Annotated in this window: 17 protein-coding genes and 4 pseudogenes; 13 read left to right on the top strand and 8 right to left on the bottom strand. The window is 71.3% G+C overall.

Translation table 11 applies throughout. The annotated features are described in order from the left end of the window. Positions 1-108: 108 nt before the first annotated feature. From ACZ60X_RS05690 to ACZ60X_RS05655, 8 genes are all read left to right on the top strand, one after another. Positions 109-1,401, top strand: a complete 1,293-nt coding sequence (locus ACZ60X_RS05690; protein WP_469593676.1) for an ROK family transcriptional regulator — start codon at positions 109-111, stop codon at positions 1,399-1,401. An 11-nt stretch (positions 1,402-1,412) separates the two neighbouring features. Then, positions 1,413-3,257 carry a glycoside hydrolase gene (locus tag ACZ60X_RS05685; RefSeq protein WP_469593674.1) on the top strand — a complete coding sequence of 615 codons (1,845 nt, stop codon included), beginning with the start codon at positions 1,413-1,415 and terminating at the stop codon, positions 3,255-3,257. A 297-nt stretch (positions 3,258-3,554) separates the two neighbouring features. Further along, a complete protein-coding gene (locus ACZ60X_RS05680; protein ID WP_469593672.1) occupies positions 3,555-4,820 on the top strand; it encodes an ABC transporter substrate-binding protein in 1,266 nt (421 codons plus the stop codon). A gap of 20 nt (positions 4,821-4,840) precedes the next feature. Beyond that, complete coding sequence (locus ACZ60X_RS05675; protein ID WP_469593669.1) at positions 4,841-5,812, top strand: carbohydrate ABC transporter permease; 972 nt, start codon at positions 4,841-4,843, stop codon at positions 5,810-5,812. Further along, positions 5,809-6,678, top strand: a complete 870-nt coding sequence (locus ACZ60X_RS05670; RefSeq protein ID WP_469593667.1) for a carbohydrate ABC transporter permease — start codon at positions 5,809-5,811, stop codon at positions 6,676-6,678. The genes ACZ60X_RS05675 and ACZ60X_RS05670 overlap by 4 nt, the downstream gene beginning before the upstream one ends. A 12-nt stretch (positions 6,679-6,690) precedes the next feature. Next, positions 6,691-9,573 carry a glycoside hydrolase family 2 TIM barrel-domain containing protein gene (locus tag ACZ60X_RS05665; protein ID WP_469593665.1) on the top strand — a complete coding sequence of 961 codons (2,883 nt, stop codon included), beginning with the start codon at positions 6,691-6,693 and terminating at the stop codon, positions 9,571-9,573. Between the two features lie 324 nt (positions 9,574-9,897). Then, on the top strand, positions 9,898-10,512 hold the full coding sequence (locus ACZ60X_RS05660) for a TetR/AcrR family transcriptional regulator (protein ID WP_469593663.1): 615 nt from the start codon (positions 9,898-9,900) through the stop codon (positions 10,510-10,512). Beyond that, positions 10,509-11,234: an alpha/beta fold hydrolase gene (locus tag ACZ60X_RS05655; protein WP_469593660.1), complete on the top strand. Its 726-nt coding sequence runs from the start codon at positions 10,509-10,511 to the stop codon at positions 11,232-11,234. The genes ACZ60X_RS05660 and ACZ60X_RS05655 overlap by 4 nt, the downstream gene beginning before the upstream one ends. On the opposite strand, the gene ACZ60X_RS05650 is transcribed toward ACZ60X_RS05655, so the two are convergent. Both ACZ60X_RS05650 and ACZ60X_RS05645 read right to left on the bottom strand, forming a co-directional pair. Continuing rightward, positions 11,168-11,977 (bottom strand): isocitrate lyase/PEP mutase family protein, encoded by an 810-nt coding sequence (locus ACZ60X_RS05650; protein ID WP_469593657.1) that lies wholly within the window; start codon positions 11,975-11,977, stop codon positions 11,168-11,170. The genes ACZ60X_RS05655 and ACZ60X_RS05650 overlap by 67 nt on opposite strands. 485 nt (positions 11,978-12,462) lie before the next feature. Then, the gene (locus ACZ60X_RS05645; RefSeq protein WP_469593655.1) at positions 12,463-13,524 is read right to left on the bottom strand and encodes a rhamnogalacturonan acetylesterase; all 1,062 of its coding nucleotides are present in this window, start codon (positions 13,522-13,524) and stop codon (positions 12,463-12,465) included. A gap of 190 nt (positions 13,525-13,714) precedes the next feature. On the opposite strand from ACZ60X_RS05645, the gene ACZ60X_RS05640 reads away from it, so the two are divergent. Further along, complete coding sequence (locus tag ACZ60X_RS05640; RefSeq protein ID WP_469593652.1) at positions 13,715-15,391, top strand: rhamnogalacturonan lyase B N-terminal domain-containing protein; 1,677 nt, start codon at positions 13,715-13,717, stop codon at positions 15,389-15,391. Positions 15,392-15,407: 16 nt separating this feature from the next. On the opposite strand, the gene ACZ60X_RS05635 is transcribed toward ACZ60X_RS05640, so the two are convergent. The 4 genes from ACZ60X_RS05635 to ACZ60X_RS05620 all read right to left on the bottom strand — a co-directional run bounded on the left by ACZ60X_RS05635 (position 15,408) and on the right by ACZ60X_RS05620 (position 18,542). Further along, positions 15,408-16,817, bottom strand: coding sequence for an RICIN domain-containing protein (locus ACZ60X_RS05635; RefSeq protein ID WP_469593650.1), 1,410 nt, complete (start codon positions 16,815-16,817; stop codon positions 15,408-15,410). A 1-nt stretch (position 16,818) separates the two neighbouring features. Further along, positions 16,819-17,901, bottom strand: coding sequence for a glycoside hydrolase family 43 protein (locus tag ACZ60X_RS05630; RefSeq protein ID WP_469593647.1), 1,083 nt, complete (start codon positions 17,899-17,901; stop codon positions 16,819-16,821). Positions 17,902-18,175: 274 nt separating this feature from the next. After that, on the bottom strand, positions 18,176-18,349 hold the full coding sequence (locus ACZ60X_RS05625; RefSeq protein WP_469593645.1) for a hypothetical protein: 174 nt from the start codon (positions 18,347-18,349) through the stop codon (positions 18,176-18,178). Between the two features lie 16 nt (positions 18,350-18,365). Continuing rightward, positions 18,366-18,542, bottom strand: a complete 177-nt coding sequence (locus ACZ60X_RS05620) for a hypothetical protein (protein ID WP_469593642.1) — start codon at positions 18,540-18,542, stop codon at positions 18,366-18,368. An 86-nt stretch (positions 18,543-18,628) separates the two neighbouring features. Here ACZ60X_RS05620 and mmuM point away from each other — a divergent pair, with 86 nt between their 5' ends. Both mmuM and ACZ60X_RS05610 read left to right on the top strand, forming a co-directional pair. After that, entirely contained in the window at positions 18,629-19,558 is a 930-nt protein-coding gene (gene mmuM, locus ACZ60X_RS05615) for a homocysteine S-methyltransferase (protein ID WP_469593639.1), read from the top strand. A 319-nt stretch (positions 19,559-19,877) separates the two neighbouring features. After that, positions 19,878-20,957 (top strand): annotated as a pseudogene (locus ACZ60X_RS05610) (LacI family DNA-binding transcriptional regulator). Positions 20,958-21,034: 77 nt separating this feature from the next. Here ACZ60X_RS05610 and ACZ60X_RS05605 read toward each other — a convergent pair. Both ACZ60X_RS05605 and ACZ60X_RS05600 read right to left on the bottom strand, forming a co-directional pair. Then, on the bottom strand, positions 21,035-22,645 hold the full coding sequence (locus tag ACZ60X_RS05605; RefSeq protein ID WP_469594384.1) for a carboxylesterase/lipase family protein: 1,611 nt from the start codon (positions 22,643-22,645) through the stop codon (positions 21,035-21,037). A gap of 132 nt (positions 22,646-22,777) precedes the next feature. Next, a pseudogene (locus ACZ60X_RS05600) lies at positions 22,778-24,007 on the bottom strand (alginate lyase family protein). On the opposite strand from ACZ60X_RS05600, the pseudogene ACZ60X_RS05595 reads away from it, so the two are divergent. Together ACZ60X_RS05595 and ACZ60X_RS05590 are read left to right on the top strand one after the other, a co-directional pair. Then, a pseudogene (locus ACZ60X_RS05595) lies at positions 23,973-24,383 on the top strand (carbohydrate ABC transporter permease); the annotation flags it as partial. The pseudogenes ACZ60X_RS05600 and ACZ60X_RS05595 overlap by 35 nt on opposite strands. After that, positions 24,383-25,018, top strand: a pseudogene (locus tag ACZ60X_RS05590) (LacI family DNA-binding transcriptional regulator); the annotation flags it as partial. The pseudogenes ACZ60X_RS05595 and ACZ60X_RS05590, both read left to right, overlap by 1 nt. Positions 25,019-25,096: the final 78 nt, after the last annotated feature.

Here is a 25,096-nt window from a genome sequence, read left to right as displayed (position 1 = left end):
TTCCTAACCCCTTGTCGAAAGTCCTCGCAGCCCATAGCCTGTGGCCCGCGCCGGTGCCGCTGCCGCCCCGGCCGGGTCTGGTCCGGACGGGATGGGAGGAGCCGCCGCGTGAAGCGCACATCGCGTGACATCCGCACCGCGAACCGCTACGAGGTGCTGCGGCAGATCATCGCCGAGTCCCCCACCTCCCGGCAGGAGCTGGCGGCCGCGACCGGGCTGAGCCTCGCCACGGTCGCCACGCTGGTCGGCGAGCTGCTGGACCTGCGCATGATCACCGAGGTCGGCTTCGAGGACTCGGCCGGCGGCCGGCCCCGGGGGCTGGTGGCCGTCAACGCGTCGGGGGGCGCGTTGATCGGCGTGGACATCGCGGAGACCTACGTCCATGTCGAGCTGTTCGACCTGGCGCTGAACGTGCTGGCCCGCGCCGACGAGGACATGCGGCCCGGCGAGAGCCGCCCGGAGCAGGTGGTCGGCCAGGTCGCCGCGGCCGTCGGGGCGGTGGTGGCACAGGCCGGCGTCGAGGCGGCCCGGGTGCTCGGCGTCGGGGTGAGCGTGCCCGGCCAGGTGGACCGCGACAGCGGAGTCGCCGAGTACGCGCCCAACTGGGACTGGCACGACGTGCCGTTCCTCGATCTGCTCGCCGAACACATCGCGTACCCCCTCTACCTGGACAATCCGCTGCGCGCCTGCGCGGTGGCGGAGCTGTGGTTCGGGGCCGCGCGCGGCCGCGGGGACACGGTGGTGGTCAACCTGGGCACGGGGGTCGGCGCCGGCCTGGCGCTCGGCGGCGGGCTGCACCGGGGCGTGAGCAACAGCGCCGGCGAGTGGGGCCACACCACGCTGGTGCTGGACGGCCGGCTGTGCCACTGCGGCAACCACGGCTGTGTCGAGACGTACGTCGGCGCGCCCGGCATCATGCAGAACCTGCGCGAACTGAGCCCCCGCTCCGCGCTGTTGCACCCCGAGGACCAGACGGCCACCATCGGCGCGCTGTCCCGCGCGCTCGCCGAGGGCGATCCCGTGGCACTCAAGGTGGTGCGCGACACCGCCCGTTACCTCGGCGCCGGCATCGCCGACCTGGTCAACCTGCTCAACCCCGAAGTGGTCGTGCTCAGCAGCTGGGTCGCGGCCCGGCTCGGCGAGCCGCTGCTCGACGAGGTCCGCCGCGCCCTGGCCCGGCACGCGCTGCGCCGGCCGCTGGCCGCCACCGAGATCGTCCTCTCCCCGATCCCCACCGACCCGGTGTCCCTCGGCGCGGCCACGTTCGCGCTGGAGGGTGCGCTGCAGTCCGTCGGGCAGAGGCAGAGCACCACCAAGGGCACCACCGGAAAGGGCACCGCCGGCAAGAGCACCACTGAGCGCACCACCCTCGCAAGGAGCCGTACCGCACCGCCTTCGTGACGACGGAAGGGATGCACGTGTCTCACCCCCGCTTCAGGTCCCTGCTCTTCGCGGCCCCGGCCGCGCTGGCCCTCGGCGCCGCCCTCCTCACCTCACCGCCCGCGAGCGCCGGCACCGCCCCGCTCACCGCCGAGGTCTCCCCGCACGCCGCCCAGACCATCGACGACATCGGCGCCTCGGGCGCCTGGTGGGTCAACGACCTGACGCACTTCGCCCCGGGGGTGCAGGCCAGGGTCGCCCGACTCCTCTTCTCGGAACAGGGGTTGGGCCTCAGTTCGTACCGCTACAACATCGGTGGCGGCGGCACCGCGGTCACCACCCCGGCCCGTGCCGCGGAGGACTTCCTGAACTCCGACGGCTCCTACGACTGGAGCAAGGACAAGGGCGGCCGGACGTTCCTCACGTACGCGGCCCACTACGGCGTGAAGGACCTGATCGGCTTCGTCAACAGCGCGCCCGCGCGGTGGACCACCAACGGCAAGAGCTGCGGCGGGCAGCTGAAGCCGCAGAACGAGACCGACTTCGCCAGGTACGTCGCCGACGTGACCGCCCACTTCGCGCGCCAGGGCGTCCGGCTGGACTACATCAGCCCGTTCAACGAGCCGGACAACAGCTTCGCCGACTGCGGCCAGGAGGGCATGCCCGTCCCGGTCGGCCAGCGCGACGACATCGTGCGCGCGCTCGGCGCCGAGCAGCGGGCCCGGCACCAGAAGACGTCGATCATCGCCGACGAGTCCAGCAAGACCACGCAGTTCACCAGCGAGGTGCCGCAGTGGATCGCCCAGCCGGGCACCTCGGGATACGTCGCCAAGCTGGCCCATCACACGTACAACAACCCCGACGACGGCCAGCTCGGCAATGTCTACGAGACGTCGAGGTCGGTCGGCAAGCCGTCCTGGGCGACCGAGATCTGCTGCTTCGGCAAGGGCACGACGGGCTGGAACCAGGAGTACGACCCCACGATCGACAACGCCCTGCTGATGTCGCGGATCATCTACAAGGACTTCGCCACCTCCCACGACTCGGCGTTCCAGTGGTGGGTGGCGCTCGCGAGCGGCTACGGCACCAGCCCGACCGCGAAGAACGACCAGGGCTGGAACGACGGCCTGATCTACTACGACCCCGACTACGCGACGAACGGCAACCAGAAGCTGTACTTCACCAAGCGGTACTACGCGCTCGGCCAGTACAGCAAGTTCGTCCGGCCGGGCGCGGTCGCGCACGACGTGACCGGGGCGCCGGACGGCGTCGAGGTGTCGTCGTACGACAGCGGCGGCCGGTGGGTGGTCGTGGTCAACAACCACAACTCCACCGACACCCCGCTCCACCTGCGCTTCAACAGCAAGCTGCCGGTACGGGCGGCGCATGCGGTGCGGACCTCGGCGACCGAGGACTGGGCGGACGTCGCGAAGCCGTCGCTCCGCGGTGGCACGATGTCCGCCACGCTCGCCGCCCGCTCGGTCACGACGTACGTCTTCGACCAACGGGGCCAGGGCAGTTCGGCGATCACCGGCGCCCTCGCCGGCAAGCAGTCCGGCAAGTGCCTGACCGCCGGTGCCTCGGGGGCCGCGATCACCTCGTGCACGGGTGCCGCGGACCAGTCCTGGTCGTACGACGCGCAGGGCACGCTGAAGGGCGCGAACGGCTATCTGACGACTGCCGGTTCGGGTCTGACCGCGACACCCACGGCCACGCGTGACGGCACCCAGCGGTGGCTGCTGAACGGCAACGGGCAGATCGTGAACGAGGCGTCGGGCAAGTGTCTCGACGTGAGCGGGCAGGCGACCGCGGACGGCAGCGAGGTCATCCTCTACAGCTGCAACGGCGGCGCCAACGAGGCGTGGTCGAGGCGGTAGTCATCCCCGCCCCGCTTCCGTAGCCCCGCTCCCCCGGCCGAGGGCCGCCGGCCACACCCCTGACCCGGCGGCCCTCATCTCGCCTGCCCTGCCCCCGCGTTCGTGATCCCGAACCGTCTACAACACTTCGCACCGACTTCGTCCAACCCCTTGCCGAAGCCTTAGCCGAAGGTTAACGTCCCGCTCCACACCCTCCTTTTCACGCCATTCGGCCGTCGGCCGCCCGGCGCAGAGCCATCGCAGAGCCGCAGAGCCAGCAGAGCCGTAGAGCCGCACTCCACAGACAAGGACGTCAGCATGCCGGCACAGAGCCACCCCACCTGGGACCGCCGTTCGATACTCCGGGCCGCCGCCGGCCTGGCCGTCGCCGCCCCGCTCGCCGCGTGCGGCGGGAACAACGGCCGCGGGGGCGGCTCCGGTTCGGGCAAGCAGCTGCAGCAGTACTTCCACGCGTACGGCGAGGCCGGTGTGGAACAGGCCGTCAAGCGGTACGCGAAGGCGTACACCAAGGCGAACGTGTCCACGCAGTGGATCACCGGCAACAACTTCGAGGCGAAGCTGTTCTCGGCCCTGCTGACCGCGCAGGCACCCGACGTCTTCGAGTTCCACCCGCAGATCCAGCTCGTCAAGAGCGGTCAGGTGGCCGACCTGACCGACATCATCGCCCCGGTCAAGGACGACTTCAACCCGGCCGACATCACGTCGCACACGGTCGACGGGAAGATCTACGGCATCCGGATGATCGACGACCCGCAGTTCTTCTTCTACCGCAAGTCCATGCTGGAGAAGGCGAACGTCCCCGTACCGACGACCCTGGACGAGCTGATCGAGGCCGCCGCCAAGCTCACCACCGGCAACGTCAAGGGCCTGTTCCTCGGCAACGATCTGACCCCGATCCAGAACAACCTGATCTGGTCGGCCGGCGCCGACACCCTCGACGGCAAGAACCAGATCGCCTACCACACGGACGGTGTCGTCGAGGGCCTGAAGAAGCTCCGCACACTGTTCACCAGCGGGCACCTGCTGCTGGACGCCCCGGCCGACTTCTGGGACCCCTCCGCGTTCAACCAGGGCCTGTGCGCCATCCAGTGGGGCGGCATGTGGGGAATGCCCGCCACCCAGCAGGCGCTCGGCGACGACTTCGGCGTCTTCCCCTTCCCGAAGATCGGCTCCAGCGGCAAGCAGTCCGTGTACAACGGCGGCTGGTCCATGTTCGTCAACGCCAAGAGCAAGAACGTCGACGCGGCCAAGGAGTACGTGAAGTGGCTGTGGATCGACCAGAAGCAGTACCAGGAGGACTTCGCCACCTCCTACGGCTTCCACATCCCGCCGCGCACCTCCATCGCCGCCCGGGCCACCAAACTGAAGTCGGGCGCGGCGGCCGACGGCGTCAGGCTGTTCAACACCTACGGGCACTTCGACAACATCGGCTGGACCCAGGCGATGATCACCGCGTTCAACGACGTCATCGCCAACTCGGTGCGCAAGAACACCAGTCCGGAGGCCGCGCTCGACGCCTGCGACAAGAAGGTCGGCGTCGAGCTGAAGAAGCTGTTCGGATAGGCCGCGGACGGACCCACGACATGTCGACCACCACCAAGCCCGGGGTCGCCCAGCCCCCTGCCCCGGCCAAGGCCTCCAAGACCCGGCCGAGGCGGGGCCTCGGGGCGAACAACACCCTCAACTTCTGGCTGTTCACCGGGCCCTTCCTCATCGGCCTGGCGATCTTCGTCTTCGTGCCGATCGGCTGGAGCGTCTGGCTCAGCTTCTTCGACGCGCGCTACACCGTCACGCCGAGCCACTTCATCGGCCTCGACAACTACAAGCAGATCCTCACCAACAGCAATTTCCCCGACTCCCTGCTGACCTTCACCGTGTTCGCCGCGTTCATCGTGCCGACCACCTGGGCCCTGTCGCTGGGCCTCGCCCTGCTCGTGCACCGGCTGCGGTTCATGCGGGCCTTCTTCCGGTCGGTGTTCTTCCTGCCGACCGCGGTCTCCTACGTCGCCGCCGCCCTGGTGTGGAAGATGTCCATCTTCACCGGCGTCCGCTTCGGCATGGCGAACACCGTCCTCGGCTGGTTCGGCATCGACAACATCGCGTGGCTGGCGAACCCGAGCCCGCCCTGGTACTGGCTGGTCATCCTCACCCTGCGGCTGTGGATCCAGTCCGGCTTCTACATGATCCTGTTCCTGGCGGCGCTGCAGAACATCCCGTCGGAGCTGTACGAGGCCGCCGCCATCGACGGCGCCAAGCCGGGCTGGCAGACCTTCCGGTACATCACACTGCCGCAGCTGCGGGCCACCTCCACCGCGGTGATCCTGCTGCTGCTCATCGGCGCGTACCAGGCCTTCGACGAGTTCTTCAACATCATCACGACCAAGGCGACCTGGGCCCAGACACCGCTCATGGAGCTGTACAAGGCGGCACTCGGCACGAACCAGGACTACGGCGCCGGCAGCGCGGGCGCCGTCATCCTGTCGCTGCTGATCTGTCTCGTCACCCTGTTCCAGGGCAGGCTCATGGGCTTCGGCCGGGGGGAGGGCTCCCAGTGACCACCACCGCTCCGCAGACCGGCAAGCCGCGCCGCGTGAAGCGCGCAAGCGTCCTCGGCAACACCGGTCTGTACGTCGCCGTCAGCGTCGCCGCCCTGCTGTTCCTGATCCCGTTCTACCTGATCGTCCGCAACTCCCTGTCGACGGACGCGGAGATCACGGGCCCGAGCTGGAAGTGGCTCCCCTCCTTCCAGTGGGGCAACATCTCCGAGCTCTTCAACGACCAGACAGTCGAGTTCGGCCAGTCCCTGTGGAACTCCATGGTCGTCGCCTTCCTGACGACCGCCGGCACCCTGCTGGTCTGCTCACTCGCCGGTTACGGCCTCGCCCGCGTCCCCTACCGGCACGCCGACAAGGTCTTCTACGCCGTCCTGGCGACCCTCATGGTCCCCACCGCCGTCACCTTCGTGCCGAGCTTCGTTCTGGTGTCGTCCCTCGGCTGGGTGGACACCTACCGCGGTCTGATCATCCCGGGCCTGTTCAGTGGTTTCACGTGCTTCCTCTTCCGGCAGTACTTCCTGGGATTCCCCAAGGAACTGGAGGAGGCGGCACGCGTGGACGGGCTGACCATCTGGGGGGCGTACTGGCGGGTCGTCGTGCCCAACTCGCTGAACTTCTTCGCGGCCATGGCCACGATCACGTTCATCAGCGGCTGGAACGCCTTCCTGTGGCCGCTCGTCATCGGCCAGGACCCGAGCGCCTGGACCGTGCAGGTCGCGCTTTCGTCGTTCATGACCAACCAGACCGTCAACTTCCATCTGATCTTCATGGCCGCGGCCATTTCCATCCTGCCTCTGGTACTCGTGTTCCTCTTCCTCCAGCGCTGGCTGGTGCAGGGGATCGCGCAGACCGGTATCAAGGGCTGAGCGAGGAGACCGATGTCCTTCCGCACCACCGTCGAAACCGCTTACGTCGAGGACGTCTCGCCGGGCTCCGGCGCGCTGCCGCCGCGCGCCTGGTACGCGGCCTCCGACGCCCGATCCCTGTCCCTGAACGGCGCCTGGCGCTTCCGGCTGTCGCCGACGGCCGACGCCGAGGACGACTCCTTCGCCGAGGAGGGGTACGACGCCGGCGAGTGGGCGGAGATCCCGGTCCCCGGCCACTGGGTCCTCCAGGGGCACGGCTCCCCCGTCTACACCAACCACCTCTACCCGTTCCCGGTCGACCCGCCGCACGTGCCGACCGAGAACCCGACCGGCGACCATCTGCGGGTCTTCGACCTGCCGACGGACTGGCCGGACCTCGCCGAGGGCGGCGCCGTGCTGCGCTTCGACGGGGTGGAGTCGTGCGCGCGGGTGTGGCTGAACGGCACGGACCTCGGCGAGTTCAAGGGCTCCCGGCTGCCGCACGAGTTCGCGGTCGGCCATCTGCTGAAGACTGCAGACAATGTACTGGCGGTCCGCGTCCACCAGTGGTCGGCCGGCTCCTACCTGGAGGACCAGGACCAGTGGTGGCTGCCGGGGATCTTCCGTGATGTCACCCTGCTGCACCGCCCGGCGGGCTGTGCCGTCGACTTCTTCGTCCACGCCTCCTACGACCACCTCGCCGGCACCGGCACCCTGCGGGTCGACTCCGACACGGCCGGCCGGGTCACCGTCCCGGACCTCGGCATCGACATCGCGACCGGCGAGAGCGCGACCGTGCCCGTGGAACCGTGGTCGGCGGAGGTGCCGCGGCTGTACGCGGGCGAGCTGGCCACCGAGGGCGAGCGGGTGCCGCTGCGCATCGGCTTCCGCACGGTCGAGTCGGCGGACGGCCTGATCACGGTCAACGGCAGGCCGATCCTGTTCAAGGGCGTCAACCGGCACGAGTGGCACCCGGAGCGGGGGCGCGCCCTCGACCGGGAGACGATGCGCGAGGACGTGCTGCTGATGAAGCGGCACAACATCAACGCCGTGCGCACCTCCCACTACCCGCCCCACCCGGCCTTCCTCGACCTGTGCGACGAGTACGGCCTGTGGGTGATCGACGAGTGCGACCTGGAGACCCACGGCTTCACCGAGCAGGGCTGGCGGGACAACCCCGTCGACGACGACCGCTGGACCCCGGCGCTGCTCGACCGGGCCTCCCGCATGGTCGAGCGGGACAAGAACCACCCCTCGGTCGTCGTCTGGTCCCTCGGCAACGAGGCCGGCACCGGCCGGGGCCTGACCGCGATGGCCGAGTGGATCAAGGGCCGGGACTCCTCCCGCCTCGTCCACTACGAGGGCGACATCGACTGCCGTGACACGGACATGTACTCACGGATGTACGCGAGCCACGCCGAGGTGGAACGGATCGGCGAGGGCCTGGACGGCGGCACCCACAAGCGGCGCGGGCTGCCGTTCATCCTGTGCGAGTACGCCCACGCCATGGGCAACGGACCCGGCGGACTCGCCGACTACCAGCGGCTGTTCGAGACGTACGACCGGCTCCAGGGCGCCTTCGTCTGGGAGTGGATCGACCACGGCATCGCGCACCCCGAGCTGGGTTACGCCTACGGCGGTGACTTCGGCGAGGAACTGCACGACGGCAACTTCGTCTGCGACGGCCTGCTCTTCCCCGACCGGCGGCCCTCCCCCGGCCTGGTCGAGTACAAGAAGGTGATCGAACCGGTCGGCATCAGCGGCGCTGCCGGCCACGGCACGGTCCGCGTCACCAACAAGCAGGACTTCGCGGACCTGTCGGCGCTCGCGTTCTCGTGGTCGTACGAGGTGGAGGGCGAGCCCGTGGAGTCCGGCACCCTGTCGGTGCCCACGCTGGCACCCGGCGAGTCCGCCGACGTCAAGCTGCCCGCACCGCCGCCCGTGGCGGCGGCCGGCGAGGCGTGGTGGACGGTCCGTGCGGTGCTCGCGGCCGACACCCCGTGGGCGCCGAAGGACCACGTCGTCGCCTGGGGCCAGGTCGCGGCGGCGGGGCGCCGGGAGCCGTCGCTCGCGCCGACCGCCCGACCGGTGCCCGGCGACGGGGCGATCACCCTCGGCCCGGGCACCTTCGACGCCCGCACCGGCGCCCTGACGGCCATCGGTGACGTACCGGTCACCGGCCTGCGCCTGGACGTGTGGCGGGCCACCACCGACAACGACGACGGCGCCGCCTGGCAGGACGACACCCGCTACGGCCTGCTGTGGCGCACCCTCGGTCTGCACCGGATGCGGCACCGGCTGGAGGCGGTGGAGACGGGCGGGCACGCGCTGACGGTGCGCACGCGGGTCGCCCCGGCCGCGGCGGAGGTGGGACTGTCGACGGTGTACCGCTGGACGTCCGATGGAGACAGTCTGCGGTTGACCGTATACACCGCCCCCGAGGGCGACTGGACGGTCCCGCTGCCCCGGCTCGGCATCCGCTTCGGCCTGCCGGCTGCCGACGGGGTGCGGTGGTTCGGCGGTGGCCCCGGCGAGGCGTACGCGGACACCAGGATGGCGTCGGCAGTAGGCCGTTGGCAGTCGACCGTGGACGGTATGCAGACGCCGTACGTCCGTCCGCAGGAGAACGGCGCCCGGATCGACGTCCGCTGGGCGGAGCTGGGCGGTCTGCGCGTCGAGGGCGCCCCGGAGTTCCTGCTCACCGTCCGGCGCTGGACCACCGAGGACCTGGACGCCGCCCGGCACCTCACCGACCTCACCCCCGGCGACACGGTGTGGGTCAACCTCGACCACGCCCAGCACGGCATCGGCTCCCAGTCCTGCGGCCCCGGCCCCCTCCCCCAGTACCACCTGCGGGCCGAACCGGCCGAGTTCTCCTTCGTGTTCTCCACCGCCCAGCAACCACGGACCCGCTGACAGACCGCACCCCGACCACACAGCCCACCGCACACGCGGCCCCCGCCACGCTTCCTGCGCGGCGGGGGCCGCGACGGCACGCAGGAAGGGCGAGCCGCCTTCTCACATCCATGCGGCTGGCGCGCAGTCAGGAGGCCGACCCCACAGGGATTTTCCCGACGGCGTTGGCTACTGACCGTGGCCGGACGCTCTCAGCCGTACGGCGCTCCCGGACGCGACCGCCTTGGCCCCGGACAGGTCGCGCCCGAGTCCCCGCACGTCACCCCCACTGAACCTAGATACCCTAGGATAAAGCCTAGGTATCCAAGGAGGAGGTGTCGGACCATGGCGCGTGCGGGACTCACCGCCGACCGGCTGATCGCGGCGGCGGCCGACCTCGCCGACGAGGCGGGGTTCGAGAACGTCAGCCTGTCCGCGCTGGCCCGCCGCTTCGGGGTGAAGGACGCGAGCCTGTACTCGCACGTCAGGGGCCTGGACGATCTGCGCACCCGGCTCGCGTTGCACGCCGGGGGCGAGCTGATCGACCGGATCGCCCTGGCCGTGGCCGGACGGGCCGGCAAGGACGCGCTGACCGCCTTCGCCGGGGCGTACCGCTCCTACGCCCTGGAGCACCCCGGCCGGTACGCGGCCACCCAGATCCGCGTCGACCAGTCCCTGATCGCCGACTCGCCCGCCATGCGCCGTACCGCCGAGATCACCTACGGCATGCTGCGCGCCTACGGCCTCGGCGAACCCGATCTGACGGACGCCGTACGCCTGCTGCGCAGCACCTTCCACGGCTACTGCGCCCTGGAGTCCGCCGGCGGCTTCGGCGCGGCGCGGGACGTCCGGGCCTCCTGGGACAAGGCCGTCGAAGCCCTGCACCTCGCTCTCACCCACTGGCCCCGGGAGCCGGAGAGCGAGCGAGCGGCGCACGAGGAGAAGGACGACATCGGATGAGCACGACGCCCGAACCGCCGGCCCACGACGTCACGGGCCGCGGTCCCGTGCTGCTGATCGTGCCGGGCGGCGCCGGACACCCCATGGGGCTCGGCCCGCTGACGGAACGGCTCGCGCGGCGCTTCACGGTGGTGACATACGACCCGCTGGGCCTCGCGCACGGCAGGCTCGGCGTGCCGGTCCCGGACCAGCACCCGGCAAACTGGAGCGACGGTGCGCACCGGCTGCTGGCGGAGGTGCTGCCGCCCGGCGAGCGGGCGTACGTCTTCGGGACCAGCTCCGGCGGCATCGCCGTCCTCGACCTGCTCGCCCGGCACCCGGGGCGACTGGCGGGCGTGGTGGCGCACGAGCCGCCGTGTGTGGCGGTGCTGCCGGACGGGGCGGATCGACGGACCGAATTGCTCGGGCAGTTCGGCGGGGCCGGGCGGCCGCCCGCCGAGGGCGGGTCGGCGACGCCGATGGGGGTCTTCCTCGCCCATGTCCTGCGCCCCTTCACGGCGTACGTCCCCTCCCCGCCCGCCGCCGGTCCCCGGCTCACGCTCGCCGCCGGCGCCGACTCGCGCGGCCAACTCCTGTACCGTACCGCCGAGTTCCTCGCCGGTCGGCTCGGCGGAGCCTTCGTGGAGTTCCCGGGCGGGCATCTCGGCACCCTGGATCACCCCGAGGACTTCGCCGCCCTGCTCACCGAGACGCTGCTGTCCGGCGCGCACACCTCGGCATAGGCGGGTGTCGTGCCGCCGGGCACCCGTCCGGCCGCGATGTCGGCCACCGCGTCCAGCGCCGCCCCCAGCGCCCGCCGGTAGAGGAACGAGCCGAGGCTGACCCGGGCGACGCCGAGGTCGGCGAGCCGGGAGAGCGTGGGGCCGGTGGGCGCGTAGAGGATGTTGAGCGGGGCGTCCACCTGTCGCACCAGGGCGCCGATCCGGTCCGGGTCGGTGAGGCCGGGCACGAACACCCCGTCGGCGCCCGCCTGTCGGTAGGCGTCGAGGCGGCGCAGGGTCTCCTTCTCGTCGCCGTCGCCCGACCAGTGGGTGTCCGTGCGGGCGTTGACGAACAGGCCGGGCACGGCGGCCTTCACCGCGGCGATCTTCGCGGCGTGCCGCGCGGCCGGTCCCAGCCCGTCCTCCAGGTTGACGCCGACGACCCCGGCGGACCACAACCTGCTTGCCAGCGCGGCGACTTCGTCCGGGTCGTCGCAGAAGCCGTCCTCGGCGTCGACCGAGAGGAAGTACGGCTCGGAGCCGAGGACGCGGGCGAGGGCCAGGGTCTGCTCGCGGGTCGCGCCGCGGCCGTCGGGCAGGCCGGCGGCAGCGGCCAGGCTGGTGGTACCGACCGCCGCGAACCCCCGGGCGGCGAGGAGGGCGGCCGAGGCGTGGTCCCAGGCGTTGGGGAGCAGCAGCGGCTCCCCCGGGCGGTGGTGCAGTGCGGCGAACGCGGTCACGCTCGCGGCCGGCTTCACGGTCATACGGCCACCCTAGGCACCGGACGCTTCGGCGCTCGCCGAAGAATGGGCCGTCGGCGAAGCCCCGCTCCCCGGCAGACCGCTGCTCGCCGCCGCGGTGCCGCTCGCCGGGCGCCTGGTACACCACGGCCGGGGTAGCCCCGTCACCGCCGGCCTGACCGCCACCGCCACGGCCGTGTCCCGGCCCGCCAGGTTCCCGTACCCCTCCCCTGGGTCACCACTTCCCCCGCGGGTGGCATCGCACCCGCCACCGCCGCCGCACCCGGCGGCATGCTCCGGGTCGCCCGGCCGGCGGCGGACGGAGGGCATGTGACCCCGCTGACGGCCGCGGGCAACCGCGCCGGCCCCGACCCGGTCGTGACGGGGGTGAGGGAGGTCGGCGACACACACCTCGGCCCGTCGCGTCCCTTGCCTATCTCGTCCCCGGTGACCCTCGTGGGCCTCGCGGACCTGGGGCGCCCCGGTTCCGGTCGGGGCGCCCCAGGAACTCATGCCGCCCGCACCCGGCCCTCGGGGACCAGGTGTCGGGCGACCAGCGCGTCGCGGACGAGGGCCGCGTAGACGGTGGCCCCGTGCACGGAGGTGTGGGTGTTGTCGCGCTTCTCGTTGTAGAGGTAGATCGTCTTGGAGCCCTCCACGCCCAGGGACTCCACGAGCGCCTTCGTCCTCGCCGTGAGGTCGATCAGCGGGACGCGCTCGGCGGCGGCGACGGAGCGCATGACGGCCGGGAGGTCGACGCCGAGGCCGTTGACCAGCAGGGCCGTGCCGTTGTCCAGGGTGCCGTCGGCGTTGAACCAGCGGCGCACGATCGGGGTGACGAGCACCGGCTCGCCGCCCTTGGCCCGGATGCCCGCGACCATGGTCTCCAGGTTGGCCCGGTAGGTGGCCTCGTCGGTGGTCTTGTCGTTGTGGGCGAGCTGGACGAGGACGAGGTCCCCGGGGTGGATGAGCGGCTGGACGGTGTCCCACAGCAGCGGGTTGGCCAGGTAGGTGACCGTACTCTCGCCGGAATCGGCGTAGTTGGCGACCGACAGGCCCTTGCGCAGGTACCGCGGGAGCTGTTGGCCCCAGCCGGAGTACGGGGCGGCGGGCTGGTCGCAGACGGTGGAGTCGCCGATCAGGACGATCTGCCGGGCGTGCCGGGCCGGGGTGACCCTGATGCCGGCGAGGGCGGGGGCGGAGCCGCCGAACGTCAGGTCCAGGCCCGGGTTCCCGGCGGGGCCGGTCGGCTCGCCCTCGGGGGTGCGGACGTTCACGGTGAAGCTGCGGGTGACCTGTTCCCCGGCCGGGACGGCGGTCTCCGGGAGCAGGGCGCGCCGGGTCTCGCCGGTGACGGCCGTGCTGGAGTCCGCCTGCCCGCCGAGCCGGACCGTGACGTCGTAGGTCCCCGGCGGAACGTCGAAGTGGCAGCCGGTGTCCGTGCAGTTCCGCAGCCCGGGCGGCCGGGGACCGGGGCGGGCCTGCCCCTGGGCGGGTGCCGCCAGGGTCGCGCACAAGGTGAGCGTCAGCGTGGTCAGCAGGGCACCGCGCACCGTCTTGAAACGTCTCACTCGTGACTCCTCGGGCGGTGGAGAAGGTCCGGCCGGTGGACGGTACCGCGTCGAACAAGCGCTTTCTAGATTTTTGGAAAATTAACAATGTCGCCAACTGCGAGGCAGCGAAAGCCCTTTCGCGAAATCGATTCAACTGTCACTCTGCCTCACACCCGCACTCCCCGGACCTCCCGAAGGAGGCACCCTCATGTCCGGATCCCCGAACGCCGCGGTCACCCGCCGCGCCTTCGTCGTCGGTACCGCGGCCGCCGCCGGTACCGCGGCCCTCGCCGGCCCGCTCGCCGGCTCCGCGTCGGCGGCGGGCTTCGGCTGGAACGACGACGGATCCCACTACGTCGTCGACACCGGCGCGAACCTCGTCTTCAAGGTCAGCAAGACCAACGGCGACCTGACGTCACTGGTCTACAAGGGCACCGAGTACCAGGGCTACGGCGGCAAGAACTCCCACGTCGAGTCCGGCCTCGGCACCTCCGCCGTGACACTGGCCCAGTCGGGTTCGACCATCCTGATCTCCGTGGCCTACGGCACGCTCAGGCACTACTACGCGGCCCGCAGCGGCGAGAACAACATCTACCTGTGGACGAACAAGGCCGACTCCTCGGTCACCGCCACCCGGTTCATCGTGCGGGTGCAGGCGGGCCTGTTCCTCAACGACGAACCGGACTCGTACACGTACACCACCAGCACCGTCGAGGCGTCCGACGTCTTCGCCGAGTCCGACGGCCAGACCCGCTCCAAGCACTACTCGAAGCACCGCGTCATCGACTACGACTACATCGGCTGGACCACCGGCGGCGTCGGGCTATGGATCGTTCGCAGCAACCACGAGAAGGCATCCGGCGGCCCCTTCTACCGCTCGCTGCTGCGCCACCAGAGCGCCGACGGCGGCGGGCTGTACGAGATCCTCTACTACGGCGAGAACCAGACCGAGTCCGAGCGCTTCGGCCTCCAGGGCCCCTATGTCATCGCCTTCACCGACGGCGGCGCACCCTCGTCCGCGCTGTACCACGGCACCCTCACCACGCCGTGGGCCGACTCGCTCGGCATCTCCGGGTACGTCCCCGACAGCGGCCGGGGCCGGCTCGCCGGCGTCGGCATCACCGGGCGGGACACGGCGTACCCGTACACGGTCGGACTCGCCAACGCGGCGGCGCAGTACTGGGGTTCGGCGCGGGCGTCCGACGGCTACTTCTCGGTGTCCAGGATCCTGCCGGGCACCTACACGCTGACCGTCTACAAGGGCGAGCTGGCTGTATACAGTACACAGGTGACCGTATCCGCGGGCGCGACGACCACCCTGAACACGATCGCCGTCCCGTCGTCCAACGACCCGTCGAACGCGAGCGCCGTCTGGCGGATCGGTGACTGGGACGGCACGCCGGGCGGGTTCAAGAACGCCGACCTGATGACGTACGCGCACCCCTCGGACGTGCGGGCCTCGGCCTGGACCGGCAACGTGGTGATCGGCAGCGGCACCGAGACCTCCGCCTTCCCCTGCTACCTGTGGAAGGACGTCAACAGCGGCCTGATCGTCTACTTCCGGCTGACCGCCGCGCAGGCCGCCGCCGCGCACACCCTGCGGATCGGCGTGACGACGGCCTACGCGGGCGGCCGGCCCCAGGTCACGGTCAACAACTGGACGTCGCCGATCCCCTCCCCGCCCACCCAGCCGAGCACCCGGTCTCTGACGGTGGGCTCCTACCGGGGCAACAACCACACGTTCACCTACAGCGTCCCGGCCAGTGCGTGGCTCACGGACACCAGCCAGTACAACGTGCTGAAGATCAACATCGTGAGCGGTTCGGGAACGACGGGCTACCTGAGCGCGGGCACGTCGATCGACGCCATCGACCTGCTGGCCTGAGGTCACCGATCCGCCGTCAGGTCCCCCGCGTCCACTGCTGGTTCGGTCCGCCGTTGCAGGTGTAGGTGATGATCGCGGCCGAGTCGGCGGTGGACGCGCCGGACACGTCCAGGCACTCGCCGGTCGTGCGGGCCTTGATGTTCACGTACGAGCCCGAGGTGACGACCGACCACTGCTGGGCCGTGGCGCCGGTGCAGTTCTCCTGCGTGACGTCGCTCGCGTTCTCCTGCAGGCACAGCGAGCCGCCCCGGCCGAGCAGGCTGTAGTAGCCGTTTCCGAGATCCTTGAACCACCATTTCTGGTTCCCGCCGCCGTTGCAGGTGTACTGGCTGACGGCCACGCCCTGCCACAGGGACTGGTTCGGCACGTCGGCGCACTTGGAGCTGTGCCGGGCGATGAGCGTGTGGTACGTGGCGCTGGTGCCGGTGACGGTTCCGGAGGCGGTGTCGACGGTGATCTCCGGGTACCAGGACATGGACATCGAGGTGGAGGCCGGGAAGGCCAGCGGCAGCCAGACGTAGCGCGAGTCGTTGACCGTGCCGCCGAAGGAGTTGCCCCAGCGGTCGCCCATGTAGAGGTACGAGGTGCCCGAACTGCCCTGCACGGCAAGGACGTACGCCGTCTGCGAGCCGTACGCGGTGGAGTCGCCGACGTTGCTCCAGGAGGTCCAGGGCCCGGCGACGGAGGTGGCGGTGGCGTACTGCTGCTGGTTGGGGTTCCACCCGGTGGCACCCGAGGTCAGCATGAAGTAGACGCCGCCGCGTTTGAACAGCGCCGGGGCCTCCCGGTGGCCGCCCGGCCAGGGGTTGGCGACCAGGCTGTCGATGCCGGTGTAGTCGGCGGTGAGCCGGTAGATGTGGAGGTCGTAGTTGTTGTTCGCGGACGAGACCAGGTAAGCGGTGCCGTCGGTGTCGACGAACGTGGTCATGTCGCGGGACTGGTACCGGCCCAGGGGCTGGAAGCTGCCCTGGTAGGTGTAGCCGCCGTCGACCGTGTCGGAGACGGCGACGGCCGCGCGGGCCTGGGTGTAGTCGACGCCGTTCTCCTTGTGCATCCACATCACGAACTTCCCGGTGGAAGTGTTGTAGATGACTTTCGGGCGCTCGATGTAGGCCGTCTGCAGCTCCGCGGCGCTGGACTGGGTCAGGACGTGGTTGCGGAACTCCCAGTTCTTCAGGTCGGTGGAGCGGTAGGCGTCGACGTACCGGAAGGTGTTGTCGCTGTTGCGGTCCTCGCCGAACCAGTAGTAGTAGGGGCCGACCTTGATGACACCGCCGCCGTGGGCCTGTACGGCGCTGCCCGACGTGTCGGTGAGCTGCGCCCCGGTGGTGAGGGCCTGGGGCGCCGCCTGTGCGGGTCCGGCCGCCGTCAGCGCCGCGGCCAGGGCGCAGCACAGGGCGAGCAGGAGGGCGTACACGCGTCTCATCTCAACTCTCCTTCACGGTGTCGGCGACGGGCACACCGAGGTCCGGGGTGCCGTCCGGCTTCCAGCCGAGCCTCTGGATCCGGGTGTGCCGGTTGGGGTCGTGCAGGGGATCTCCGGTGATCTCCTTGTACTGACGGGCGTGGTAGACGAGGACGTCACCGCGTCCGTCCTCGGTGACGGTGAAGCAGTTGTGGCCGGGGCCGTACTGGTGGGTGGTGTCGTTGCCGGTGAACACCGGGACGGGCGACTTGGTCCAGCTCCGGGCGTCCGTGGGGTCGCTGTCGGCGTCGGCGGTCAGCAGGCCCACGCAGTAGTGCTGGTCGGTGGCGCTGGCGGAGTAGGTGAGGAAGATCCGGCCGTGGCGCTGCAGGACGCAGGGGCCCTCGTTGACCTTGTAGCCGATGCACTCCCAGTCGAACTCCGGTGTGGACAGGCGCACTTGTGGCCCGGTGAGGGCCCAGGGGCTGGCCATCCGCGAGATCCACAGCGCGGTGTTGTTGTCCGCGCCGGGCTCGTGCTGGGCCCAGACCAGGTAGCGGGTGCCGCGGTGCTTGAAGGTGGTGGCGTCGAGGGAGAACGTCTCCCAGGCGGTGCGGATCCGGCCCCGCTCGGTCCAAGTCCCCTGGAACGGGTCCTGGTCGGCGTTCTCCAGCACCCAGATCCGGATCGCCCACACGTCCTCGGCCGGCGCCGCGGCGAAGTAGATGTACCACTTGCCGCCGATGCGGTGCAGTTCGGGCGCCCAGATGTGCGCGCCCATCGGACCGGTGGCGTGCGCCCGCCAGATCACGGACTCGGCGGCCGCGGCCAGACCGTTCAGGGTGCGGGAGCGGCGCAGGACGATGCGGTCGTACTCGGGGACGGTGGCCGTGAAGTAGTAGCGGCCGTCGGTGTGGCGTGTGATGTGCGGATCGGCGCGCTGGAGGATCAGGGGGTTGGCGTAGGAAGCCGTTTTCTCGGGGCCGTGGGCGGGGGCGGCCTCGGCCGTACCGGGAACGGTGGCCAGGGCACCCGCGGCCAGGGCGGCGCCCTCCAGCATCACTCTGCGGCCGGGGACTTCGGGCCGGTCGGGGTCGCGGCTCATGCGGACTGCCTCCGTAAGCACTGTCTGAGATTTCGTACGTCATCTGTGATCCCGAACGCCGAAAAGGTAAGGGTGGGCCACGGCGGGGTCAATGGGTCAGGCGAGGGGAAGGGAAAGCCCTTTCATCGCGGGTGCCGGGTGGTGCTCGGCGCGGACGGCGGGCGGCGGTCAGCGGGGGGGGCGGGTGACAGTCAGCTGGGGCGGTGGGTGGCCGGCGGCGGGGGTGGCGGGCAGTCCCCACACGCAGGGACCGGACGACGGCGGCGGGCGGGCGTCACCATCCGCTGGGTGCCTGCGGGAAGCCGAGGCGTACCGCCAGGGTGCGGGCCTCGCGGGCCCATTCCGCGAGGAACACGAGCACCGCGCCCCGTTCGCGGCAGCGCAGTGCGGCCGGGACCGGGCGACCGCCGCCGTAGTCCAGTTGCCGCTCCCCCGCCCGGGTGAGCATCAGCGCGGTGAGCCAGTCACTCGTACTTCACCGCGGAGGCACACACGGCCAGCCGGACCTGCGCCTCGTCGCCGCGCCAGCCGCTCGCCCGCAGACCGTGCAGATAGGCGTCGTACGCGGCGGCCGCGTATCCGGCAGTTCGCGGCGGCCGGCAGCCACAGCGCGCCGAGCGCCACCAGCCCTTCGAGCACATGGTCGACGTACCCGACGACGGCGACCGCGAGCGCGGCGATGTGACACCGCTGCCTGCCCCGGCTCCGCTTCCACTAACGTCATGACATGACCAGCAGCAGCACCTTCCCCCGCCTCACCGACGCACTCGCCGCCGGGACGGTCGTCCTCGACGGCGGCATGTCCAACCAACTGGAGGCGGCCGGGCACGACCTGAGCGACGAACTGTGGTCGGCGCGGCTGCTCGCGGAACAGCCGGACGCGGTGACCGAGGCGCATCTCGCCTACTTCCTGGCGGGTGCGGACGTCGCGATCACCGCGAGCTACCAGGCCACCTTCGAGGGCTTCGCCCGGCGCGGCATCGGGCGTGACGAGGCGGCGCGGCTCCTCGCTCTGAGCGTGGAGCTGGCACGCGCGGCCGCTCGACGGGCCGGGGAGGCGGGGGTCACGCGGCCGCTGTGGGTGGCGGCCTCGGTCGGGCCGTACGGAGCGATGCTGGCGGACGGCGCCGAGTACCGGGGCCGCTACGGGCTGAGCGTGGCGGAGCTGGAACGCTTTCACCGGCCGCGCATGGAGGTGCTGGCCGCCGCCCGTCCGGATGTCCTCGCGCTGGAGACGGTGCCGGACGCCGACGAGGGGGCCGCGCTGCTCCGGGCGGTGCGCGGGCTGGGCGTACCGGCCTGGCTTTCGTACACGGTCGACGGTACGCACACCCGTGCCGGGCAGCCGCTGGAGGAGGCGTTCGCCCCGGCCGCGGCCGTGGACGAGGTGGTCGCGGTGGGCGTGAACTGCTGCGCCCCGCAGGACGTGGCGCCCGCGGCGGAGATCGCGGCGCGGGTCACCGGCAAGCCGGTCGTGGTCTATCCCAACAGCGGGGAGGCCTGGGACGCCGGAGCCCGGGCCTGGACGGGGCGGTCGCGGTTCGCCGTGGAGCAGGTGAAGGCGTGGCAGGACGCCGGGGCGCGGCTCATCGGCGGGTGCTGCCGGGTGGGGCCGGAGGCGATCGAGTCGATCGGGCACGTGGTGCGCGCCGCCTAGCGGCCCGGTGCGCAGGCCGGCGGTCTCCGCACGGCACTGGCCCGCGCACCTCGCGACCGCTAGTGGCCCAACAGGCGACGTTCGCCCCGTCGCGACGCCCGGCACGCTCCCCCGCTGCGCGGGAGGTGCCCCCACTCGCCGCACCGGCCGAAAGCCCACGTACGCCCAGTACGAGGACTTCCGGCCGGCACGCCGACAGCACGCACCGGACGCCGCTCCCTGACGGGCAAACGTCACCTGCCGGGGCACCAGCCTCCCGCGTGGGCACCGGTTGCTCCCCGTGTTGCCGCAGTTCCCGAGGGATTGCGAAGGGGCGGGGATGACCAGGAGGAGCGAGGCCGTCGGGCGGAGCCCGATCCGGGACGTGGCGCCGCGGGCCGGGGTGTCCGCGTCGACCGTGTCCCGGGTGCTCGGCGGGGTGTATCCGGTGAGTGCGGCCACCCGGTCCCGGGTGCTGCGCGCCGTGCGCGAGATGGACTACGTGGCCGACGCGCGCGCGAAGGCCGTCGCTGGGGCGGGTACGCCGACGCCGGCGTTCGTGCTGGAGGACATCACCGGACCGTCGTTCGCGCACATGGCGCGGGGAGTGGAGCGCGAGGCCGCGCGGCTCGGGCATCTGTGCCTGGTGTGCAGCACCGACGGGGACCTGCGGCAGGAACTCGATTTCATCGAGACGATGCGCGCTCAACGGGCGGCCGCGGTGATCCTGGCCGGCGGTGCGGCGGACACCGCCGAGTACCGCGGGCGCACGCGCCGTATCGCCGACTCGCTGGCCGCGGCCGGTTCCCGGCTGGTGTTGTGCGGGCGGCCACCGCTCGGTCCGGGCGCGCCGGTGACGGTTATCGAGTACGACAACGAGGGCGGGGCCCATGCGCTGGTGTCCCATGTCCTCGCCCAGGGCCACCGGCGGGTGCTGTTCCTCGGTGGCAAGCCGGACCACATGACGGCGCAGGGCCGCGAACGCGGCTACCTGGGCGCGCACCGGGCCCGCGGTCTGGAGCCGGACCCGGAGCTGCTGCACGGCGACTTCACCCGCGACTCGGGGTAGTGGCTGATGCGCAGGGCGCTGGAGCGGGAGCTGGACTTCTCGGCCGTGGTGGCCGCGACCGACATGGTCGCCGCGGGCGCCCTGACCGCGCTGCGCGAGGCCGGGCTCGACGTGCCCGGGGACGTGTCCCTGGCGGGGTGCGACGACATACCGTTCGCCCGCGATCTGCGCCCGGCGCTGCCCACCGTGCACGTTCCCTACGGGGAACTGGGCCGGCTCGCCGTGCGCACCGCCCTCGGCCACCCCGCGGACTCCCCCGGCGAGCATCTGCTGCTGGGTACACATGTGGTGGTGCGGGAGTCGGTCGCGGGAATCGGGGCGAGGGCCGTGGGTGATACGACGGGCGGCTGACGGCCGTAGACAATCGACCGCGTACCGCGGACCGTCCACGGCGGACCGTCCACGGCGGACCCGGCGGTCGGCGGCGTTCAGCGTCGCAGTGCCCCCACCGACCGCCGCAGTCGCCGCACCGCCGCTGCCCACTCCGCTCCCGGCGCCCGGATGTCCGTGGCGGGGCGGGGCTCCGGGGCGGTGAGGACGGGGGCGGCCGACCAGAGAGCGACCTCCGCATCTCGTGGACCGTATGCGGTATACGGTCCACCGTCGCCGAAGATCCGCACCGGATGGGACCCGTCCCAGGGCTGCCAGCCGGGGTCACCTGTCGTCGCGAAGCGGACCCAGGCCGAGTGCATCGCGGTGCACAGGTCCCGCGAGGCGCCCTCTCCGGCCAGTTTCCTGGACTCGGGGGCGTCGCCGGTGTCGAAGACGAAGCCCAGTTCCAGGGCGTGGCAGGCGCCGAGGCCGGGGAGCCGGGAGGGCCAGGCGAACTCGTAGAGGTGGCAGGTGCCGGGGCGGGCGTCGGCGAGGCGGTGCAGCGGGACGCGCAGCAGGTGGTCGGTGACCATCTGGCCGACGATCTCGGCGGTACCCGCGTCGGGGTTCAGGACGCGGTAGCCGCGCGGCACCTCGTGGCCGGTGTGGCAGCGGGCCATGGCGCCGGCGAGGGCGACGTGGCCGAGCCGGTCGACGTGCTCCAGCAGGCCGCCGGGGACCAGCCAGAGCCGGTACTCGTCGCGCGTCCAGCCCATGAGGAGTTCGACGCCCGGGGCCGCCTCGCCGTCGATCAGGGCCTGCAGCGGGTCCCGGGGGACGAGGTCACCGTCCATGACGATGCCGAACGCGGGTCCGCCGAGGATCGGGCTGCCGAGCCGGCCGACGTCGGCCTGGGTGCGCAGCAGCAGGTCACGGTCGACGGCGGCGAAGGCCTCGGCGGTGGCGGGTATCTTCAGCCGGTTGGCCATGCGGCGCACCATGCGCCGTACTTTGTCGCGGTCGAGGGACTCGGGCGGTCCGCTCTGCAGCACCGCGCGCCGGACGAGGCCCTGGCTCTGCGGGGCGGCGAGCAGGGCGCCGGCGCTGATGGCACCCGCCGACTGGCCGCACAGGGTGATCCGGTCGGGATCGCCGCCGAAGGCGCCGATCGCGTCGTGCACCCAGCGCAGGGCGGCGAGCTGGTCGCGCAGGCCCGGGTTGGGCGGGGCGTCCGGGAAGAGCCCGTAACCCTCCACGCCCAGACGGTAGTTGAGGGAGACGCAGACGACACCGTTCCGGGCGAAGGCGGTGCCGTCGTAGACGGGCACGGCCGAGGAGCCCCGGGTCAGGCCGCCGCCGTGGAGCCAGACCAGGACCGGGAGGCGGGCGCCGGAGCCCGGGTCGGGGGTCCAGACGTTGAGGTTGAGGCAGTCGTCGCCGGGGATCTCGGGGTCGGACAGGTACCGGGCGAAGGCCTCGGAGTACGGCGGTTTCGGCGCTGTGGGCCCGAACACGCCGGCGTCGCGCACCCCGTCCCAGGGCTCGGGCGGCTCGGGCGGGCGGAACCGCCGGGGCCCGAAGGGCGGGGCGGCGTACGGGATCCCTCGGAACACCGCGACGCCGCGCTCGTACCGGCCGCGCACGGCCCCGTACGGTGTCCGCACCTCGGGCCCGGCCTCATGCCTGTTCTCGGGCCTGGTCTCGGGGTTCGTCCGGTCCGCCGCCATCGCCCACCAGCCCTTCGCCGCGCCCTCGCGCACCGTGTAGCAACAGAGCACCACGGACGCGTCCGGTATTCCGGCGCACGGGCGCGCGGGAGGGCCGTTCGGGCGACAGAGGCACGGTGGGTTACCAGTGCACTACTTTGCGTACATCAGCGTGCCGAAGCCGAGCTGGTCGTACCCGCCGCTGGTGGAGCCGTAGTCGCCGCCTCCTCCTTCAGGGGCGACGGGGTTGTAGTACATGGCCGAGATGTACTTGTCGTCCAGGTACAGGCGGCGGTTGTAGTGGAAATGGAGCATCGCCCAGACCGGGCGGACCTGGCCGCGGGAGCCAGAGCCGATGACGGTCTGGGACTGATGGGCGCAGTTCTGGCCGCTGCCCCAGGTATAGGTGGTGCAGGGGGCGTCCTGGCCGATGTTGTACTTCGCGACGTACTGGGCGGCCTTCATGAAGCGCCGGCTGTCGTACGAGTACAGGTCGTCGCCCTGGTTCCAGGCCATCTCGCAGATGGTGCCCATCTGGCCCATGCCCATGATGGTGTGGCCCTGGTCGCGACCGGACTCCTGCCACTGGCCGAGGGCATAGCCGTCGGAGTCGGTGTACAGGTAGGGCACCGCGTGCTCGATGCAGCCGTTCCCGGCACCGGACTTGAAGTAGGTGACGGCCTGGTCGTACTTCGCGGCGTCGTCGTTGAGGATGCCGATGGCCAGGACGGAGGCCGTGTTGCACAGGTCCAAGTTCGCCCAGTAGTTGGTGATGCAGGCGTCGTTGTGGCCGGTGAGGAACTGGTTGTTGAGCGGGTAGAAGACCGTGGCCATCATCTGCCGAAAGGCGGCGAGGTCGAAAGCGCCGTAGTCCCACATGAGTTCGGCCGCGTTGGCGAACTGCCAGCCGTAGATGCCCGCGGCGAGGAAGCGGTCGGCGTTGCCGGTGACGGTGGTGAGGGTGGACGACCAGGCGTTGAGGATCCGGTCGGCGCACTGGGCGTTGGCCTCGGTGCCGCCGACCTTCCAGCGCAGGGCGCTCCGGTAGGCGGCGGCGATGTCGTTGTAGAGGATGCCTTAGTTCTCGCCGGTGCCGCCGCGGATGACGGTGGCCTGGGGGTTGGGTGTCCAGGTGGACGCGGAGTGGGAGTTGGCGGTCAGCCTGTTCCAGCCGGACAGCCAGGGGTCGGTGCCGGCGGCGACCCTGACCTTGGCGCGGTTGATGTCGCCGGCGTTGTGCAGCATGCCGCGGTGGGTGAAGGTGGCCGGGGCCGCGTCCGCGGTGGTGGCGGTCACGGCGGTGCCGAGGGCGAGTGCGGCGGTGAGTCCGCCGGCGGTCCTCAGCAGACCGCGGCACGGCAACCTGCTGACCTGGCACGGCATCGGCTACAACATGGTGATCATCTACTCGGCGCTCCAGGGCGTCCGGCGTGAGCTGTTCGAGGCGGCCCGCCTCGACGGCGCCTCGGAGATCCGGATCGCACGGAGCATCAAGGTGCCGTACGTGCGCGGTGCCCTGGTCCTCACCGGGCTGCTGTCGATCATCCAGATGCTGCAGATCTTCAACGAGCCCGCGCTGTTCCGGAACGTCACCCCACAGACGGTCAGCGACAGCTTCACCCCCATCGTGATCATCTACAACCAGGCGTTCACCTCCGGCGACTACCACTACGCCGCCGCCCTGTCGGTGCTGCTCGCCCTGATCCTGGGCGTGGCCTCCTTCCTCTTCCACCGGTTCACCTCGAAGGAGGCCGACTGATGGCGGTCACCGAAGCCCCCGCCGGGCGACCGCCCGCCCGCGGCGTGCGGCGCCTGTCCCGCCCGGACACGGCCTCCCGCGGGCGCGGCGCCCAGCGCTTCCTCCTCATCGGCCTGACCCTGGCCAGTGCCTACAGCCTGTTCCCGGTGTGGTGGCTGATCGTCAGCGCGACCAAGGACCGCACCGCGCTCTACCAGAGCAACGGCCTGTGGTTCTCGGGCTGGCATCTGTGGGACAACCTGCGCGAGGTGTTCACCTACCAGGACGGCGTCTTCCTGCGCTGGACGGCCAACTCGCTGCTGTACGCCGGTGCCGGCTCGCTCGGCGGCACGCTGGTCGCGCTCGCGGCGGGCTACGGCCTGGCCCGCTTCGACTTCCCGGGGCGGGGGGTGATCTTCGCCTGTGTCGTGGGCTCGTTCCTGATCCCGATCGCCCTGCTCACGCTCCCGCTGTACCTGCTGTTCTCCGCGATCGGCATGGTGGACACCCCGTGGGCCATGCTGATCCCCTGCCTGATCAACCCCTTCAGCGTGTATCTGGCCAAGGAAGCGGGCGTCTCGGTGCCGACCGCGTCGAAGGTGGTCAACGGCCGCGAGGACGTGGCGCCGGAGACCCGCCACCGGGTCACCGTGGTCACGTCCGGTGACGGGCACGATCCGCGGAACGGCGTCGGACCCGACCTGAACGGCCTCCGCTCCGGCCTGGGCGAGGAC

It is taken from the genome of Streptomyces sp. NPDC104106, from assembly GCF_055584345.1.
Note: the sequence above shows the minus strand (reverse complement) of the source record. Positions and strands in the feature narration are given on the sequence as shown.